Origin of the sequence: Kineothrix sp. MSJ-39, assembly GCF_018917935.1 — a bacterium.
Classification (GTDB): Bacteria; Bacillota; Clostridia; order Lachnospirales; family Lachnospiraceae; genus CAG-194.
The window spans coordinates 154009-172965 of sequence record NZ_JAHLPN010000001.1; the positions used below are offsets into that span (position 1 = coordinate 154009).

Genomic DNA, 18957 nt, shown 5'->3' on the forward strand with positions numbered 1-18957 from the left:
ATTATAATCTCATGCATGCAGCAAAGCCTTTTACTGCACAGCAAGATCCTGCGTGCAGGCAAGTGCAAGCGCGCCCGGACCGATATGGCATGCCACACTCAAAGAAAGTGGTGCCATCTTAAGCCGGAAGCCCGGAAATGCTTCCATCACTTCCTGCTTCCAAAGCTCTGCTTCTTTTGCATCCTTTGTATAGGCGATATGCAGCGATACACGCTCCTTTGCGCCTTCATCAAAGCCGCCGAAACGGTTCTCGATATCGTTTTTGATCGCCTGCAGCATCATAGCCTTACCTGCAGACTTTGTTCTTGCTTTTGCAAATGCATCCAGCTTTTCGCCCTGGATCTGCAATACCGGTTTCAATTTTAAAAGCGTACCGAGTGCAGCAGCCGCAGGTGTGATCCTGCCGCCTTTTTTCAGGTAGAAAAGGGTATCTAACATAATGTAGATGCTGGAATTGAACTTGTCCTCTTCCAGGATCTTTTTGATCTGTGCCCCATCATAGCCCTTCTTTGCCAGCTCCATGGCATCGAGCACAGACTGGGTCTGTGTAACGGAAATGCGCTGATTGTTTACCACAAATACTTTGCCGGCAAATTCCGGCTCCTGCGCCAGCATGCAGGCTGTCTGGCAGCTTCCGGAAAGCCCGCTTGACATCGGGATATGAACCACCTCATCATATTCCGCCAGAAGCTTATGGAACATATGGATCAGGGAATCCGGTGACGGCTGTGAAGTCGATACGACCGCATCGTTTTCCAGAAACTCATAAAAATGCTCCTGGGTCAGGTTGATATCCTCAAAATATGTTGTGTCATTGATCATGAACGGCATCGGTAATACAGAAATACCAAGCACGGCAGCTTCCTTCTGCGTGATCCCGCTGTTGCTGTCCGTCATAATTGCAATCTTTTTCAATTTCATTTCCTCCCTATTTGAACCGCAGTCCGTACACTATAGTACATGCAAATACCCATGCGACTGATAGCTTTCCAATTTCCTTTTTAATGGTAAATGAGAATCCGAAAGAAGTAAAGAGTTACTTTTCAAAATTTTGGCAGTATCCGCCGCCGCATCCATCAAAAGGGCACTGTCCTGATAAATATCCGCAAAACGAAAAGCAAAAGCACCGCTCTGCTGGATCCCCATAAAATCACCTGGCCCGCGCAGCTTCAGATCGGCATTTGCAATTTCAAAGCCATCGTTGGATCTGTTTAAGATCGCCAGTCTTTCGTTCTGCTTCTTCTTTTCTGCCGTTTCCATAAAAATACAGTAGGACTGCAGATCGGATCTGCCGACTCTGCCCCGGATCTGATGCAGTGTCGCAAGCCCGAAGCGTTCTGCATTTTCGACCATCATGACTGTGGCATTCGGGACATTGATCCCTACCTCGATCACGGTCGTGGAAACCAGAATATCGATCTCTCCCGCCGCAAACCTTGTCATGATCTCATTTTTCAGCTTCGGACGCATTTTGCCGTGCAGATAGGCGATCCTTGTCTGCGGCGAAAAATATGCCTGTATTGTTTTGGAATAGTCCACGACATTTTCAAGCCCGTCCATCACACCGGGCTCTGCCATCGGACAGATGATGTAGACCTGATGTCCCGCATCGACTTCCTTTTGCATAAACTGATAAGCGGTCTGCCGGTAGCTCTGATTGACAACACAGTTTTTGATCGGCAGTCGTTTTGCCGGAAGCTCCTTGAGCTGCGTCACTTCCATATCGCCGTATAAAATGATCGCAAGGGAACGCGGGATGGGTGTTGCACTCATAACGATCGTATGTGCCATTCCGTTTCCCTTATCGGAAAGCGTTTCCCGCTGCTTGACACCGAATCTGTGCTGCTCATCCGTAATGACGAGTGCAAGATTTTGGAACGTTACTTTATCCTGAATGACCGCATGGGTTCCGATCACAACATTCAGACTGCCATCTGCGATCTTTTCATAAATTTCCCGTTTCTGCTTTGCCGTCTGGGAGCCTACCAGAAGGGCAGGACGAAAGGCAAGGCCATACTGCTCTGTCATATTGCACAGCATTTCATAATGCTGCACGGCAAGCACTTCCGTAGGTGCCATCATGGCAGCCTGATACCCATTGGAAACACACAGCAGCATCACAAGCACCGCAATGATCGTTTTGCCGCTTCCGACATCGCCCTGCAAAAGCTGGTTAATGCATACTCCCTGCAGCATTTCTTCTTTTAACCGGGCATATGCTTCTTTCTGGGAAGCGGTCAGTTCATAAGGAAGCTGCTCTAACAGCCGCCCCGGATCTGCCGTTTCGATCATCGGATAAGCATTTTTATGCTCTATTCCCGCCTGCTGCAGCTTCATGGAAAGCAGAAACAGCAGAAACTCCTCATAAGAGAACCTCTTTCTGGCAGCTGCAAGACTTTCCGTATTCTGCGGAAAATGGATCGTATATAAGGCTTCCTTTGCAGAACGGAACTGATATTTTTCCAAAAGATCCGGCGGAAGTGTTTCCGATAGATCCGGCAGATCAGTAAGCACCTGTCTGACATATTTGGAAATTGCCTGATTGGTCAGTCCCTTCGTCTTTGCATAAACAGGCAAAAGCTGCCCCAGTAGCTTCTGGTATTCATCCGGCTTGTAGAGCTTTGGATGGCTCATAAAAAGAGCGCCGCCCTTTTCCTGCACCGCTCCGTGAAAAACATATTGCGTTCCCGCTTTCAGCGTATTTTTCAAATAAGGCATGTTAAAAAATGAGATATGAAGAAGTGCCCCCTGCTCATCCTCTGCCTGCAGCTTCAGAATAGACAGATTCCTGACATGCACGGGAACGGGTGTGTTTTTTACCGTGGCTAAAATAGCAGGATCTGAGGTCTGCTGCTCTTTTGCCTCCTGCACAGACATAACCGGAGGCAGACTTTCATAAGACTTTGGGAAATGATAGAGAAGATCCTCTATCGTTTCTATATTCAGTTTATGAAAAAGGGCAGCGTTTTTTTCACCGATGCCCTTTAATTCCATAATAGACTTTGTTAAATCCATTTCTATTCCTTATTCGGCTGAGATCACGTAGTAATAGATCGGCTGACCGCCATACTGCAGTTCTACGTCGCAGTCAGGATATGCTTCTTCCAGAGCCTTCTGCAGTTCTTCTGCTTCAGATTCTTTGATATCCTCACCATAATATACGCTCAGAAGCTCTGCATCCGCTTCTTTCATCATTTCAGCCACCATTTCAAGTGTGGTATCTGCGATCTTGGAGCCGACTGCCAGGATCGTCTTGTCACCGATACCCATAATGTCGTTTTCTTTGATCGTCTTGCCGTCGATCTCTGTATCACGTACTGCATACGTTACCTGACCTGTGCTGACATTTTCCATTTCGGAACACATGTTTTTCAGGTTTTCCTCGCCTGACATATCAGGCATGAAATTGATGATCGCTGCAATACCCTGTGGGATATTCTTGCTTGGTACAACAATGATCTCTTTATCTTCTGTCAGATCGCGTGCCTGGTTGGCAGCCATGACAATGTTTTTATTGTTCGGGAATACATAAATTGTCTTTGCATTCACTTCATCGATCGCACCGAGAATGTCTTCTGTACTCGGATTCATCGTCTGTCCGCCTGCAATGACTTTATCCACACCAAGATCCTTGAAGATCTCATTTAAACCTTCTCCGATGGAAACACTGATAAAGCCGTATTCCTTCTGTGGCTGCGCCGGCTTTGCGGCTTCTTTCTTCTCAGCTTCCTTGAACAGCTTCTCTTCGTGCTCTAAACGCATATTGTCGATCTTCATATTGGAAAGTGCACCATACGTCAACGCCCGCTGGATCGCAAGACCCGGATCGTTGGTATGTACATGTACCTTAACGACATCGTCATCTGCAACAAGCACGATGGAATCACCGATAGACTCCAGATAAGATTTAAAATCCTGCTCCTGTTTTGTTGTAAATGTTTTATTGCCAAGCAGCACGATAAATTCTGTGCAGTATCCGAATTTGATATCGGATGTTTCTACATCGGAAGTATCGATATTGTTGCGTTTTACCGGTGTTTTGGTCATATCAATGCTCAGATCCAGCTCTTCACCGCGGAATGCCTTCTGGGCACCCTTCAGTACTTCTAAAAGCCCCTGTCCGCCGGAATCCACAACACCTGCCTGTTTCAGAACAGGGAGCATATCCGGTGTTTTATCCAGCACTTCCTGTGCATATACGATGATCGCGTCGATAAAAACATCCATATCCTCTGTGCCTGCATATTCAGCAGCCTTTTCGTAAGCACCCTTTGCTACGGTAAGGATCGTTCCTTCCTTTGGCTTCATAACTGCCTTATAAGCACTCTCTACTGCCTTTTCAAAAGCAGCGATCAGCACATCTACCGTGATCTCACCTTCTGTGGCACCGATCACCTTGCAAAGTCCGCGCAGAAGCTGTGACAGGATAACACCTGAGTTACCTCTCGCACCTCTGAGGGATCCGGAAGAGATTGCCTTGGAAAGCTCTTTTAAAGTTGCATTTTCATCCAGTGCAGCTACTTCCTTTGCAGCAGACATAATGGTCAGCGTCATATTGGTACCGGTATCGCCATCCGGGACTGGGAATACGTTCAATTCGTTGATATATTCCTTTTTCGACTCCAGATTTTTCGCACCTGCCAAGAACATTGCTTTAAACATCTTAGCATCTAATTGATTTCGTGACACGTTCTTATTCCTCCTCTAGTCAATTACTCTGACACCTTCCACAAATATATTGATCTTTTCAACCGGAAAGCCCGTAAATTCTTCTACTTTGTATTTGACATTGCTGATCAGATTATCTGAAACCGCCAGAATATTAACACCATATGCCACGATCAGATGAAAATCGATTGTCAGCCCTGCATTATCCACATGTACTGTAACACCTCTGGATAAGTCGTTTAATTTTAATAATTTAACCAGACCGTCTTTGACATTGACACTTGCCATTCCAACGACGCCGATACATTCGATTGCAACGCTTCCTGCGTAATTTGCAATTACATCACTATCTATAGAGATATTGCCAAGATGTGTATTCATCATTGTCTTCATGCATGTATCCTCCTTTTATATGCGTCTGCCCTTTCTATACCTGATGTAAGCTGTGCACAGAATAGACATCATAGTGATTATACCCTGTTTTTCGGAAAAAGGGAACCAGAAAATCAAATTTCCATGGAAAAACAGGAAAAAAAGATCAAAAAATGAACAATTTGTTGTTGCATTTAAAAAAACTTTCTGATAGAATAAGCTTGTTGTGAGTTTAGAATCTATTCAGTTTAGGAGGTGCTATCATGGCTAAGTGTGATGTTTGTGGCAAAGGTGCTCATTTTGGTAATAATGTAAGCCATTCTCATAGAAGATCTAACCACATTTGGAACTCAAACGTTAAAAATGTGAAATGTAATGTTAACGGTTCTACAAAGACAATGCATGTTTGTACATCTTGTTTAAGATCCGGTAAAGTAGAAAGAGCTTAATAATGAGTCAATAAAAAAGGAACCGTATGGTTCCTTTTTTTATGCTTTTCTCTGATAATTAATTACGTTCTTCAGTCTGTCATATTCTTTGTTGATCTGCTGCAGGATCCATTTATCGCCGCACGCATTGTCCGGGTGATAGATCTTGATCAGATCCTTATACCGCTTCTTGAGTGCCAGTGGATGTGTCACGCCGCGGAAAAACAGCATGTCCTCTTCTTCAATAAGTTCCGAAACCGGTTCCTTTTCCTGTTTTTCCTGATAAAACTGCCTGCTGTATTCAAAAGCACGCTTCTTTGCTTCAAAGCTCTTGCGGTCTGCATCCAGCTGTGCGAACCCCATTTCCAAGATCTTGAACTTCTTGTCAAAAAAGCTTTCCTGCTCCTTCAGCTTTTCCATCGTTTTATCCCGTTCCTTTTCAAAGGCGGAACGTTCTTCCTGCAGGCGATGTGCTTCTTCCAGTAACAGGTCTTTTGCAATCCTTATTTTGTTTTCATCCGATTCCTGCATAAGATCCGGCATGTCTTCTATTCCTCCGGTTTGATAAATCTGCTTCCCTGTCAGCATCCGCAGGAAAACAGATTATAGCCCAACAATAACAACAGCATGATCAAAATAACCGCTACCAGTGTATTCCCGATCAACAGATCGAGCAATATGCCAAGTGCCACCGCAAAACAACAGATGCCGAGTATCCTTTTCATACCAGATAACCACCGGCTTTTTATTATGGTATGCCATTTTCCGGCAAACGATACATTCTGCTGTTACATCATATCCGTTTTTACAGGCTATCCTGACCGAATGCGATCTCCTGCGCTTTTTCATCACTGACCATATCATCGGTATCTTCCTTTGGTGCAGTAAATTTATCTACCAGATCAGGGATCATATCGATGATCTTTGTCACTGCATCCTGGTTTCTGACATTGACAAGCTTTGTCTGTCCGTTTTTGATGACCAGAACAGCACTTGGTGACATTTTGCCTGTGATACCGCCAAAGCCTGAATTTTTCTGTTCACCGGCTGCAGCACCTGCACCAACACCGAATGTCACATCTACCAGCGGCAGAATAATGGTATCACCGATCTGTGTTGCCTGTCCTACAACGGTCTTTGTAGACAGGAAATTATCAACACCACTTAACAGGGAACTTACGACTTCTGAAAAATTATTATTCATAGCTATTTATCCTCCTTGCCTGATGGCTTCATTACTTCTTTTAAGTACTTGATCTCCGGGTTGAACAGTACAACCCAGCCTGCTTTTAACAATGCAAATACGGTAATATGTCCGCGGAACCAGACATCACAGTCAAAAACTGCCTGTTCCATTTCAGGTTCTATCATAACATAATTCCCGATAAATGGATATACCATACCAAGAAAGGCACAAATTTCACCGCAGCTTCCGGGATCTCCCGTTCCAAAATGGACACGCAGCCGTCCTTTCCTGGGACCGACACTCTTCCAGAGCTTTTTCAATGTGTTTTTTGCCAGCCTGAGTGCGGATTTTGTTTCTTCCTTTTTCAGTGTCTCTGCATAATAAGAAAGAACTGTTTTGATTCCTTCCCATTTCTGCCGCAGGGAGATTGTTTTGTGATACAGTCCACTGATCGTCTGCCAAAACTTCTTTGCCCATTCTTTTATTTTACAGATCCAGAGCTGTATTTTCTGCCAAAGCGACGGTTTTTCCTGCGAATCCGGTGTGTCTGTTGTAACTGTATCCATCGCATCTGTATCTATTGTATCTGCTTTCAGATCTGTGATCTCTTGCGATTTCTTTTCCATAGAATCAGCAGCAGCCGTTTCCGGTTTTATCCGCTCTGATTGCTCTGCTGACCGCTCATTTTCCTGCATTGCCGGTCTCTGCTGATCCTGCGTGTCAGATTCTATGATTTCGTTTGCTTTCCGCTTACTTCCGGTTTTCTTCTTTTCTTTTTGTCTTTTTTGCTTGCCTTTTTTATTTTTCTTTGCTTTCTTCTGCTTGGGCGGAGCAAAAAAATCAAATAGCTTGATACCAAGGAGCCGGATCACGCCGGTCTTTTTATCACCTTCATAAGAAAAGGAAACACGCAGCAGTGGAAATAAGTAACGCAGTTCTGCTTTTCCTGCAGGCTTTCCTTCCGCAAAGCTTCCCTGCACCCTGTAGCAGAACGGTGCAAACAAAAGAAGTGCCAGAAGAACAATGACCACTGCCAATAGAACAAGCAATGCGATTCCGATTATTTTTAAAATTGTAAGTAGTATAGACATCAATATCTCCGAAACAGTTCTTCTTTTTGCTTTTCAAATACCTGTTTTACTAATAAAGTATCCCATTTTTGAGACAATGACAAGTACAAATCGATCGACAACTGCAGCGCACTTTCTTTTCCTTTGGCAAGACCGACCAGATAGATCGTATCTCTCGGAAATGCCTTTTGCTTCAGGCAGGCACTGTCATAAATATCAAAGTTATCGGATCCGTTTGCCAGACAGATCAGATAGACATCTACCATACCTGCATGCATTCTGAGCTTGCGCAATATTTTGTTTTTGCTTTTTTCACATGCCTCGTCTGTTACCAGATCCTTATAAATATACATAGCGACTCCGATTTAAAAAAAGAAGGCAGTTACTGCCTTCCCTTTTCTTAAAAGTACTTTTTACTTCCCCATAGATTACTGTGCTTCAGATCCAGATATTCTGCATATGCGCGTTCCAGAATCTGTTTCTCATTTGCAAATTTCAGCAGATGATAAGCTTCGTGATACTTATAATATCCGGAATCTACAAAGAATTCTTCACGTTGTGGTTTGCTGTAATAGCTGTCTGCCATCATCAGATACCAGTGTACACTCTTGGACACCGTATCCTCTGGCACGGTAAAAGTATAATCACTCTTACCTACATATTTTATGATGGACGCTTTCGCCCCGGACTCTTCAAGAACTTCTCGAAGTGCAGTATCCTTATATTCTTCGCCCGGTTCCACAGTTCCTTTTGGTAAGACCCAGCCTTCATACTTATTCTTGATGTTCTTATAAAGGAGTAATATCTTACCTCTGAAAATAACCACACCGCCACAGCTTGTTGCTTCAATCATTGCAAACCCTCCTGTCTGGTGTGTCTCATATATGCATTCAGTATAAAACAGTTTGTACTTTCATGCAAGAAGGAATTGGGATCCGCCCCACTAATTTGACATTTTGTTGATCACATCTACGATTTCCTGCTGTTCAAAAGGCTTTGTCAAAAATTCGTTGGCACCTGCCTTGATGCATTCGATCATTTTGTTTTTCTGGCCTGCTGCAGTTACCATGACAACCTTGGATTCAGGATCCAGTGCTTTGATCATCTTTAATGCTTCCACACCGTCTACGATCGGCATTGTAATATCCAGTGTCACAACATCCGGCTTTAATGCCTGGAATTTCTGCACACCTTCCTGTCCGTTTACAGCTTCGTCTATGATTTCATGTCCATTGGATTCCAGAATATTGCGAAGCATTTTACGGGATGTACGTGAGTCATCTACGATTAAAATCTTTGCCATTTTAATAAGCCTCCTAATTTACAGAAATTGTTGAATCGATTGCTAAAATAAAGGAAATCTCCTGCTCTCCCACATGGATCGGGAATACGCAGAACTGATTGCCTGTGATCCTGCTTGCTTTTTCATAGAAAGCCGGTGGAAGCATGTCCATATCCACGCCTTCGTTGCCAAGCTCGGAAGCAAATAAACCATTGATGCAGTTTGTGAATTCACCGACAGCATCCAGTGCATCCAGATCAACTGACTCAAATTCTTCATCCGCAAAAGGATTGGCGATCGCCAGAAGGCTGTTTCCGGTACCGGCAAAGCCTGCATAAATATTATGATCGCCTGCAAGCTGCTGCATAGCGAAATTATCGATCTTTAATGTATCTGTCAGATATGCTTTGGACACATATGCGCTGGAATTGATGATACGCAGGAATGTACGGATTGCAATACCGCAGTGCTTGTCACAAAGCTCTGTATTGGATGGCAGGAATAACTTAACGGTACGATCTACGTCCCCACTTACGAGATCATCCATGTCGCTGTGCGTAAATCCCTGCTGATCCTGATAGTTCTTCAGAGCTTCATCGATCTGCTCTAATGTCATCAGACCTTTATCGATCAGGTTCTGTACGAAGATCATGTAAATATTACCCTGCTTCTTTAACAGGCTACCTACCTGTGCTTCTGTCAGATATCCCTTCTCCACGGCAATGTCACCGAATCTGCGATCCATGATCGCCTGTAAATTGTTTACCTCATCAGCCTGCTCTGTCGTCATCAGCTTTTCTGCAACTGCGATCAGTCCAAGCTTCACGCGAACCTTGCTCTCGCTTTCTATTACATCAGACAGTTGTTCTTTGGTAATTGTTCCGGTTTTTACCAGATAATTTCCAAAAATCTGATCAAACATATGTAATTCCTCCCATTTGATATATGTATTGTGCATTTTGTACAGGATTTTTGCAAAAATCCCTCATTGCACGTGCTTTCTCAATTAGTATACTATATTCTTCGTAAAAAAGATAGAATAAAATTCCTTTTTTTCAGTTTTTTTAGTCATTTGTTCCAAAATATGTGTCGAATATCCGCCTTGCAATAGGCACTGCATAATCACCGCCCGATCCGGCACTTTCGACAATGATCGTTACACAGATCTGCGGATCCTCTGCCGGTGCAAAGCCTGTAAACCATGCATGGGAATCCGATTTATTCTCGCTGAATTCCGCAGAACCCGTTTTACCGGCGGCTGTATAGGAAAGCCCTTTTAGTTTGGAAGCCGTACCGCTCTCTACAACCTCTTTCATCAGCCCTGTCATAAAGTAAGCCTCATCTTCCGTCATCATCACAGCTTCTGTCTGCGGAGAGGTCTTTTTCACGGTTGCGCCGGTCGCGCTTTCGATCCGGTCTACCACATAAGGGGTCATGGCTTTTCCTTTGTTGGCGATAGCTGCAGTGATCAGGTTCAATTCCAGCGGTGTCACGGTCGTCTGTCCCTGTCCGATGGCTGTCTGCATGACCGCATAGCTTGTATCGTATTCCGACAAAGTAAAACTGCTCTGTTTATAAACAAGCTCTGTTTTCAGATCAGAATTAAACAAAAGCTGTCTGCAGGTCTTCTGCAGGTCCGGGATAGAAAGCTGGACACCAATATTGGCAAAAGAGGAATTGCAGGATTTTGCAAAGCTCTTTGTAAAGTCAACCGAGCCGTGGCTCTGTCCGTGGTAACAGCGGATCTTATGCCCTTCATAGGAAAAACTGCCGTTACAGGAGAAGGAATAGCCGGATACATCTCCGCCATGTTCCCTGTAATATTCCAGTGCCGTGATCATTTTAAAGGTACTGCCGGGCGGATATAAGCCTTGTGTTGCACGGTTTAACAATACGCTGCTTTCGGAATCATTCACCAGATCATCCCAGATCTCAGAGATCTGGTTTGGATCAAAATCCGGTTTGGATACCATTGCCAGCACTTTTCCCGTGGAAGGCTCTGTCACAATAACCGCACCCTGGTAAACGCCAAGCGCTGTATAAGCAGTCTGCTGCAGCGCCGTATCCAGTGTCGTAATGACATTGTCCCCGTAGTTTTTTTCTTCATTGAGCTCATTCTGGATCTTATTGGTAATGGAAGCATGGGAGTTTAACATGTTCATGTTTTCCGTTGCTTCAATGCCTGTCCTGCCCTTTGTCGCATAACCGACCACATGGGCAAACATATTCTGATACGGATAATTACGGACTTCCGTGCCATCAGCCGCCTTTACCGTCTGGGCAAGCACCTCGCCGTCGGCAGAATAAATATTGCCGCGGATATTTCTTGTCGCAAGCAGCTCCTGCCGTGGATTATAGGCATTGTTGATCGCTTCTTCACTGTCCTTTACCATAAAATGGACAATATTTCCCATAACAGCCAGCATCAGCAGGCTGAAAAAGCAGGTCACGATCACAATTTCACGATTCCGTACTCTTTCTTTCTTTTTTCTATTCTTCTCCTGCTTCCTGCTCTGCAGTTCTTCGTCTTTCTTTCCGAACATTCCGTTTTCCTTCCTGTGACTGTATACAATAAAGTCCCTGTATGATGCTGAACATAATGATCGTCGTCAGCACGCTGCTACCGCCATAGCTGACAAGCGGCAGTGTGACACCGGTCAGCGGGATAAATCTTGTTCCGCCGCCGATCGTCAGAAATACCTGAAATATGTAGATCGTACTGAGCCCGACCGCGATATATCTGTAAAATTCTTCCTTCAGTTGCATGGCAATCTTCATAAATACGATAAAACAGCTGACACAGACGAGGATCAGACAAAGTCCGAATATAACGCCCATTTCCTCTGCCACTGCGGAAAAGATAAAATCCTGTTCCACATAAGGGATCGAGGTCGGATCTCCCTGATCGATACCAAGCCCGAACCAGCCGCCTGTTCCGATCGCAAATAAGGACTGTGTGATCTGATACCCGGAATCATTGATATTGCTCCACGGATGCAGAAAGGCGATCACTCTCGTCCTGACATGGGAAAACATATGATAGGCAACGACCGAAGCCCCTGCGCCGCCTAAGATCCCCGCAAACAAATAAAAATAATTCTTTGTTGCAACAAATACCATGATCAGATAGCCCGCAAAAAAGATGACCGCACTACCGAGATCCTTGGAAAATACCAAAATGATCACATGGGCTGCAGCGGCAACCGCTGAGATCACAACCTGTCCCAGGCTCTTTGACTCTGTCAGAAGTCCCGCAATGAAAAAGACAAAGAGGATCTTAACAAATTCCGAAGGCTGGAACGTAAAACCGTTGATCGTATAGGATATTTTGGAGCCGTGTGTCACACTGCCCAGTATGGCAACGACCAAAAGCGCGAAAACACCGACCATGCCATAGATCCAGGTCAGATGCTTCAAAAACTTCAGCTTTGACACCAGAAACGGTACAAACAATCCGATGATCAGTGATACTGTGACAATGATAAACTGACGGATCGATTTCTGATACGAAATACGCGTCAGCATGATAAAGCTGATCGTCAGAAGCATACACATATTGTTGATCACAAGTTTATCCGCCTCCGGATATGCCACGCGGAACAGCGCGATCGTCGCAAACAGCAGAATCTGCTGGAAGCCGTAAAAGATAATATAAGAAACATCCTCCGTTTCCAGACAGATCGCGGCAAAGCCCAGAAAATGCACCATAAACATGCAGATGATCTGGCGGATATAGACACCGCCGCGCTCATGTTCTTTTTTCGTCGCGACCGCCACAAAGCATTCCAGTGTATAAAGCATCATAAAAACTGTGATGACATATTTAGACAAATCAGAAATAACGTGTCCCATAGGTTACCTATTCCACACCTTTTAAAAAGTGTCCTTTCGTAAATTCGGTGATGACCGGCTGTACGCCGTTTTCTCCCCTGCATAACTTTGCATACATTTCAGAGATCTTTTGCATCTGCCCCGCAGTTTCTTCTGTAAACCGCAGCAAAACCGCCTCCATTGGCATACGCCGTATCTCCGGCATTTCTTTATGCAGAGAAAGCGGCAGTGCATTGTAGATCGTGTTTTCGCATCTGTCGCAATGCAGGCAGACACGCAGTTTTTTCTTCTGCCGGTCCACAAGCGAAAGCTCCGCCGGGGCTTTCGCCTTTGTCTGTTTCAGGCATCGTCCGTTGGTCTTCAGCAGGCAGTTTGCCGTTTCCATGACCGGAATATAGCCATACACCGGTAATATCCAGCGATGACTGCCATCTGCCAGTGCCTTTGCCTCCGATCTGTGCAGCTCATAGGACAGAATATGCTCTGTCACACCTATTTTATCATAAAACCCGGCAGTTTCCATCTGAAAAACATAGCAGCCACTATCCGTGATACAGGGCTTCTGCGCTGCTCTTTCCCGTAAAAATGTTACCATTTCCAGATTGCCTGCGCAATACCCGTCAAATGCCAGTTTTTCAATATCATTCCATTGTTGACTGATGCGGTCAAACGTCTGTTGCCGCGTTACAGCCGGAAATGTCAGGTATACAGCAATCTGTTTATCCCGAAAACGCTTTAGCATCTTTTCCGTTTCAGCCGGATCCGCCAGCTCCTGCAGGCAGTCATACGTCACATATACCCTGCCAAGCAGATCATCCGGTTCCAGTTTTTTAAGCTGATACGGATGTGCGATCTGTACCTGCAGCGGTCTTTGTTTTTCTGCAAGTGCCTGTTTACCGGATGCAGCTTTTGCAGATGGCTGGCTGCCGATCTCTTTGACTGCTTTGCCATCATCATATTTCTGCATGGTTCTTTTTCTGCCGGATAACAGCGCATCTTCCAGCCTGCTGACAGCCTGTCTGCGCAGTTCATTCAGCTCTTTATTGGGTAAAAACAGGGAATCCGCCATATCACAGGTAAATGTTTCGAGTACAAAAGGCGTATTTCCCAGCTTTTGCAGTTGTTTTTTCACATCTTCCTGCGTGGCAACTCTGTTCGTTGCTTCTTCCGCTGTTACGCCCGATACCGTTACGGAAACTGTATCCTTCGTCAGGGTCAGCAGCATGGGCTCACCGGGATAGGCAAAAAACTGTCCGCTTACAGGAAGTTTCTTCTCTTCAGGCTGTCTGACAGCGTCCGGCTGTGCCAGCTCTGCAGCCTCCGGCGAAAAGGTCTGATAACCGGCTTTTTTCAACGATAGCAGTTCTCTGCCGTTATGCTGCATATAATACCCCATCTGGCTGCTTCCACGGCTGAACCGATCCTGCAGCATACGGATATCCTGCAGATCTACCTTGTAAGCCTTCGGATCCTTTTCATACAGATCGATATATTTCCGATACATCGACGTAACAAAAGAAACATAGGCGGCAGTTTTCATCCTGCCTTCTATTTTAAAAGAATCAATTCCCGCTTCGATCAGTTTTGGCAGGATCGGCAGTGTACAAAGATCCTTCAGGCTGAGCTGATAAGGCTCCTCCTTTGCACTGATCATCCGTCCGTCCGCCTGAACCTGATATGGCAGTCTGCACGGACCTGCACAGCGGCCTCTGTTCCCGCTTCTCGGACCAAGCATGCTTGAATACAGACATTGCCCGGAATAACAATAACACATACTGCCATGGATAAAGGTTTCCAGTTCCAGTCCGGTTTCCGCTTTCAGTCGCTTCAGTTCCGCAAGCGACAGTTCCCGGGCAGGTACGATCCTTGTCACACCATAGTTTTTCAGATAATTTGCTGCGCCCGCACCTGTGATCGTCATCTGTGTACTGGCATGGATCTCCAGATCCGGAAAAATGCGCCGGAGCAGACTGACCGCACCCAGATCCTGCACGATCACGCCGTCCAGTCCTTCCTCATAATAAGGCTGCAAAAAAGACGGAAGATTCTTAAGCTCCGCTTCCTTTACAAGGGTGTTGACTGTCATATATACTTTTTTCTCATACAGATGCGCCATTCTGATCGCAGACAGCAGTTCTTCTTCGCTGAAGTTTTTCGCATAGGCACGCGCACCAAAGCTGCATCCGCCTACATAGATCGCATCCGCTCCCGCATAAATCGCTGCCATAAAGCAGTCCAGATCTCCTGCAGGCGCCAATAGTTCAACTGACATAATGCTTCTCCATAAAAAGAGCTGCCCGAAGGCAGCTCTTATTTTTTACTTTCTCTGCTACGGTCATCCTGCATGGACTTCATTGCTTTTTCAGTGCTTTCTAACTTGATCTGCGCAGAAACAAGCTCATGTTTTAAGTCATATAACTCTTTTTCCTTTGCTGCTAAATCTTCTTCCAACAGAGAGATCTGTTTTTTCGCTTTGAAATAATCATCCGCAATATTCAGCTCTAATAAAATCGCCTGTGTATCAACCGGCTGTCTCTTAAAGCCTTCCACTTTATTGTATTCACTGACTTTATTATTGATATAAAGGGCGATCTTCTGCAGATATTCTTCACTTTCATATCCGCTGAGTGTAAATACCCTGCCGCCGATCAAAACTTCTGTATCTGTTTTTTCTGCCATTGTATTTCCTCTTTCTTTGAAATCTCTCTGAACATTATACTCATATTTCCCTCATTTGACAAGTAACTCCCTTATCTCGTAAGATCAAGCGATATTCCTTCCGGTGTCTGCACAGATTTCAGCTGCAGCTTATACGTTTTTGCCAACTTTCGGATACAACGGTACTGCGGTGTTTTCTGCACCTTCGGCAGATTGCCCTGCGCCTTTTCCGCACACGGATATTCCAGATGCAGATGCCACATATCAAATTTTTCCGCACTGCGGAGAAGGATCGTCTTTCTTTCTTTTCCGCTTTTTCCCCCGGACTGTCCTGCGCCGGATAGTGCCAGCAAAAATACCTGCCGGTATAACAAAAGCATATCGGGATAAGCCATCTGGAAACAGGTCGGTCGGCAGATCTTATAGCGAAGCAGACAGCCCTTTTGCTCTGCTTCCTGCATACAAAGATCCATCAGGACAGACAGGGCAGGTGACGCCTCCATCGGAAGGCTGCGGAACCGGTCCAGTCCCGAAAACAGTTCCTCCGTTTCCGATTCATCCGGGTCCAGACTGCGCTCCAATTGATCCTGCAGCTTCTGCAATGGCCCCAGCATCTCGCAGATCGTTGCAGGCAGCTTTTCCATCCCCTGCCGGATCACAGACCATGCTTCATAAATAGCACTTCCATAGGCATTTCGCGATGCTTTTGCCGGGAAAGCCGGAAAATACGGTGCATCTTTTGGCACATTTTCATAAAACCGTTCGATCTGCCCAAGGATTTCTTTTTTCATTTTCTTTTTTTCATCATAATTCTCTGTCTCCGCAAAAAGTTGCAGCGTCTGCACATAATTGGCAAAATCATGCCTGATCTTCCGGAATGCATAAAAAAGAGCAATATAGGGCTGCATGGATGCTTCCATGCAGTCTATATCACTCTCTAAATTCTTTTCCCATTTATGTAAGAAAAACATAAATCCCCCTTACGCTCCTGCTAAATATGCAGCGCAATCGCTTCCTTTACCCCTTTGTAATGCCTGCGGCTTACCGGGATCACATCTCCACTGATCATCGTAATGCCATCTTCCCTGGAAAATGATTTGATCTTTTTGATGTTACATGCAAAGCTCTGATGGGAATTGATGATGTAATCCGGTAACTGATTGACCAGATCGCTCAATTTTGCGGCTGCTTCGATACAATCCCCTTTATCTGTATGGATGCAGCAATTTCTGTTGCTTGTTTCCAAATACAGGATATCCTCTACCTTGATCCGATGGATCTTTCCGCCGCATCCCGCAACGGTAATCGCCTTGACTTCCTGATGCTGTACGATATCCATCGCCTTTTCTACAGAGGAGAACAGCTTCTGTTCGTCGATCGGCTTGGAAAGAAAATAGACGGGATCTGCATCAAATACATTGCTGGCAAGCTGTGCATACCCGGATAACAGGATCACCTTGATCTGCGGATACTTGGAACGGATCTCCTTTGCTATCGCAATACCGTCATCCTCTCCGAGCGCGATATCTAAAATAATAATATTGGTATGTCCCTGATCGAGATCTTCCAGCCATTGGTGCAATTCCTCCGCAGAATAAACACATTGGCATTCTATTTTTCGTCTGTATTTTTTCTCAAGTGTTTCTTTTAAGTATTCTGTGATGGAACGATCATCATCACACACTACTATATGGAACATGATTTCACCTCATTGTTTTATGCATATTGCCCTATAAATACAATAATTCAATTATATCCATTGTAAAATTTATTCACTTTTTAGTCAACCGCTAAAGTGGAATTATTTAATTTTTGTCACATTTGACATAATATCTCCGTCCTGATAAAACATCGAGATGAAATCTCCTGCTTTATAGGCAATGATCTTTACAAGTTCACTGTTTGTCAGATCCGCATCATATACGGTCTTATCGCCTTCCAGTGTGAAATACACATGGGAATTGCCGTCAATCACTACAGGTACATAAGTTGCGATCTTTCCGGTGATCTCCAGATCATCCGCATTTTCGCTTGTTCGGATACCATTGGTGCTGAGCAGTGCATTATACGCCTTCTTGCATTCTTTTACCGTGTCTCCGATCGCTACCCACTGGTATTTCTGGATGTTGACCATGGCGTATTTCTTGACCAGACCTGCCGAATCCTTTAATGCCATAAAATAGGTCGGTTCCTCCGAAATATTTAAAAGGAGCGGGAATGTTGCCACATACCCCAGGTTCTGTACCTGTCCTTCCGCAGAAGACATGGCAGAATCTTCAATCGCACCTTCTATCCTGTAAAAACGCGTTTCCATCGTCCGCTGGTTCATCAGCACAAATCCGACATTCGACTGGTCGCCGCTGACACTGGTCACACCGGAATATACCCAGACATCATCATTCATGGCAATGTAATTATAGCCGTTTGTCGTCTGCAGACAGTCACGCTGTCCCAGAACGCTGTTCAGATAACCGTGCTGCAACATGCCATGATAATCGTAAAGCTGCATCAGAAGCTCTGCCTGATACACCTTATCTACCCAGGTCGGTACTTCATCTGCCTGATAATCCGTACATTCTCCCGTGACTGCATTACAGAGTACCACTCTGCCGACCGTCACGCCGCCAAACAGACCGATGTTGAACTTTTTGACCGGACAGATCCAGTACGGCGTACCTTCATCGTCAATCTCAAAGAAGATCTGATCTGCAAAAATATAAGTCGGATACCTGAAACGGAGATGCCTCTGTATATAACGGTTGAACATTTCCGATTCGGAATATCTGATCCCGTCGGTCAGCTTGACACATTCCGTATCCTGCGTTGTCATATCGATCTTGATATAAGCCGGAATACCGTTTTTCTGATTTGTCAGCCATTTGATCGGGCTTGCATATCTGAGTGGTGTCACACGGACCGGCTTTCCATTTACATTGATCTGTGTATAATCATCCGCCACTTCAAACTGTGATACCATGTCAACCATGCTGCCCATTTTACGGCTTCCCAGAATTGCTGCGGAATCTCTGTCCAGAAGCGGGATCGTATTGAAATCCACTTCCTTGATATCTTCTGTAAAATCACGTTCCTCTACCTGCATCAGTCCCTGATACTTCTTCGCATTGATGATCGGCGAAGAAAGGATCGAACCGATCAGAAAGATCAGCAAAAGTACGCCGCCCAGATAAAACAGATACTTGTAAGGCCCCATTGTTCCTTTTTGGATATCCAGCCCCTTTTTTCCGAAGGAAACATGCCCGCTTTTCCAGACGGAACGGAAGGATAATACGATTGCAAATACGAATACCATCAGGATCACAAACCACCAAAAGCCTGCTGAATGGATATTCAGCGCCGGCAGATTGATATAATAGTAAACAAACGCGATCACAAGTGTCAGTAAAATGGCGATCAGCCATCTTTTCCAGTTTTTCATACTTTTGCCTCTTTCTGCATAATTTT

Annotated in this window: 20 protein-coding genes; 1 reads left to right on the forward strand and 19 read right to left on the reverse strand. The window is 45.0% G+C overall.

From position 1 onward, the window contains the following. Positions 1–30: 30 nt before the first annotated feature. The 4 genes from KQI22_RS00720 to KQI22_RS00735 are packed head-to-tail and all read right to left on the reverse strand — an operon-like array spanning position 31 to position 5061. Positions 31–915 carry a DegV family protein gene (locus KQI22_RS00720; RefSeq protein WP_216550169.1) on the reverse strand — a complete coding sequence of 295 codons (885 nt, stop codon included), beginning with the start codon at positions 913–915 and terminating at the stop codon, positions 31–33. Between the two features lie 36 nt (positions 916–951). Continuing rightward, a complete protein-coding gene (gene recG, locus KQI22_RS00725) occupies positions 952–3015 on the reverse strand; it encodes an ATP-dependent DNA helicase RecG (RefSeq protein WP_216550170.1) in 2064 nt (687 codons plus the stop codon). A 9-nt stretch (positions 3016–3024) separates the two neighbouring features. Next, positions 3025–4689 carry a DAK2 domain-containing protein gene (locus KQI22_RS00730; RefSeq protein ID WP_330623183.1) on the reverse strand — a complete coding sequence of 555 codons (1665 nt, stop codon included), beginning with the start codon at positions 4687–4689 and terminating at the stop codon, positions 3025–3027. Between the two features lie 15 nt (positions 4690–4704). Further along, complete coding sequence (locus KQI22_RS00735; protein ID WP_022004396.1) at positions 4705–5061, reverse strand: Asp23/Gls24 family envelope stress response protein; 357 nt, start codon at positions 5059–5061, stop codon at positions 4705–4707. 242 nt (positions 5062–5303) lie between these two features. Between KQI22_RS00735 and rpmB the strand changes: the two genes are divergently transcribed. Next, on the forward strand, positions 5304–5489 hold the full coding sequence (rpmB, locus tag KQI22_RS00740) for a 50S ribosomal protein L28 (RefSeq protein ID WP_022004395.1): 186 nt from the start codon (positions 5304–5306) through the stop codon (positions 5487–5489). 39 nt (positions 5490–5528) lie between these two features. Here the strand turns inward: rpmB and KQI22_RS00745 are convergent, their stop codons facing one another. The 15 genes from KQI22_RS00745 to KQI22_RS00815 form a co-directional block, all read right to left on the reverse strand. Next, on the reverse strand, positions 5529–6011 hold the full coding sequence (locus KQI22_RS00745; protein ID WP_216550171.1) for a molecular chaperone DnaJ: 483 nt from the start codon (positions 6009–6011) through the stop codon (positions 5529–5531). 38 nt (positions 6012–6049) lie between these two features. Further along, positions 6050–6193, reverse strand: a complete 144-nt coding sequence (locus tag KQI22_RS00750) for a hypothetical protein (RefSeq protein WP_216550172.1) — start codon at positions 6191–6193, stop codon at positions 6050–6052. Between the two features lie 80 nt (positions 6194–6273). Beyond that, positions 6274–6672, reverse strand: a complete 399-nt coding sequence (locus KQI22_RS00755; protein ID WP_216550173.1) for a GerW family sporulation protein — start codon at positions 6670–6672, stop codon at positions 6274–6276. 2 nt (positions 6673–6674) lie between these two features. After that, a complete protein-coding gene (locus tag KQI22_RS00760) occupies positions 6675–7745 on the reverse strand; it encodes a hypothetical protein (protein WP_216550174.1) in 1071 nt (356 codons plus the stop codon). Beyond that, positions 7745–8077 (reverse strand): hypothetical protein, encoded by a 333-nt coding sequence (locus KQI22_RS00765; protein ID WP_216550175.1) that lies wholly within the window; start codon positions 8075–8077, stop codon positions 7745–7747. Before KQI22_RS00765 ends, KQI22_RS00760 begins: the two co-directional genes overlap by 1 nt. 47 nt (positions 8078–8124) lie before the next feature. After that, entirely contained in the window at positions 8125–8577 is a 453-nt protein-coding gene (locus KQI22_RS00770; RefSeq protein WP_022004389.1) for an NUDIX hydrolase, read from the reverse strand. Positions 8578–8667: 90 nt separating this feature from the next. Next, positions 8668–9027, reverse strand: a complete 360-nt coding sequence (locus tag KQI22_RS00775; RefSeq protein WP_216550176.1) for a response regulator — start codon at positions 9025–9027, stop codon at positions 8668–8670. A 13-nt stretch (positions 9028–9040) separates the two neighbouring features. After that, a complete protein-coding gene (locus KQI22_RS00780; protein WP_216550177.1) occupies positions 9041–9928 on the reverse strand; it encodes a chemotaxis protein CheX in 888 nt (295 codons plus the stop codon). Positions 9929–10070: 142 nt separating this feature from the next. Then, a complete protein-coding gene (locus tag KQI22_RS00785) occupies positions 10071–11549 on the reverse strand; it encodes a peptidoglycan D,D-transpeptidase FtsI family protein (RefSeq protein WP_216550178.1) in 1479 nt (492 codons plus the stop codon). Continuing rightward, a complete protein-coding gene (locus KQI22_RS00790) occupies positions 11497–12858 on the reverse strand; it encodes an FtsW/RodA/SpoVE family cell cycle protein (protein WP_216550179.1) in 1362 nt (453 codons plus the stop codon). Before KQI22_RS00790 ends, KQI22_RS00785 begins: the two co-directional genes overlap by 53 nt. 7 nt (positions 12859–12865) lie before the next feature. Then, positions 12866–15109: a peptidase U32 family protein gene (locus KQI22_RS00795; RefSeq protein ID WP_216550180.1), complete on the reverse strand. Its 2244-nt coding sequence runs from the start codon at positions 15107–15109 to the stop codon at positions 12866–12868. 38 nt (positions 15110–15147) lie between these two features. After that, entirely contained in the window at positions 15148–15516 is a 369-nt protein-coding gene (locus tag KQI22_RS00800; RefSeq protein ID WP_022004383.1) for a cell division protein ZapA, read from the reverse strand. 71 nt (positions 15517–15587) lie between these two features. Next, a complete protein-coding gene (locus KQI22_RS00805) occupies positions 15588–16466 on the reverse strand; it encodes a hypothetical protein (protein ID WP_216550181.1) in 879 nt (292 codons plus the stop codon). 20 nt (positions 16467–16486) lie between these two features. Further along, positions 16487–17194 (reverse strand): LytR/AlgR family response regulator transcription factor, encoded by a 708-nt coding sequence (locus KQI22_RS00810; protein ID WP_216550182.1) that lies wholly within the window; start codon positions 17192–17194, stop codon positions 16487–16489. A gap of 102 nt (positions 17195–17296) precedes the next feature. After that, positions 17297–18931: a CvpA family protein gene (locus KQI22_RS00815; RefSeq protein ID WP_216550183.1), complete on the reverse strand. Its 1635-nt coding sequence runs from the start codon at positions 18929–18931 to the stop codon at positions 17297–17299. Positions 18932–18957: the final 26 nt, after the last annotated feature.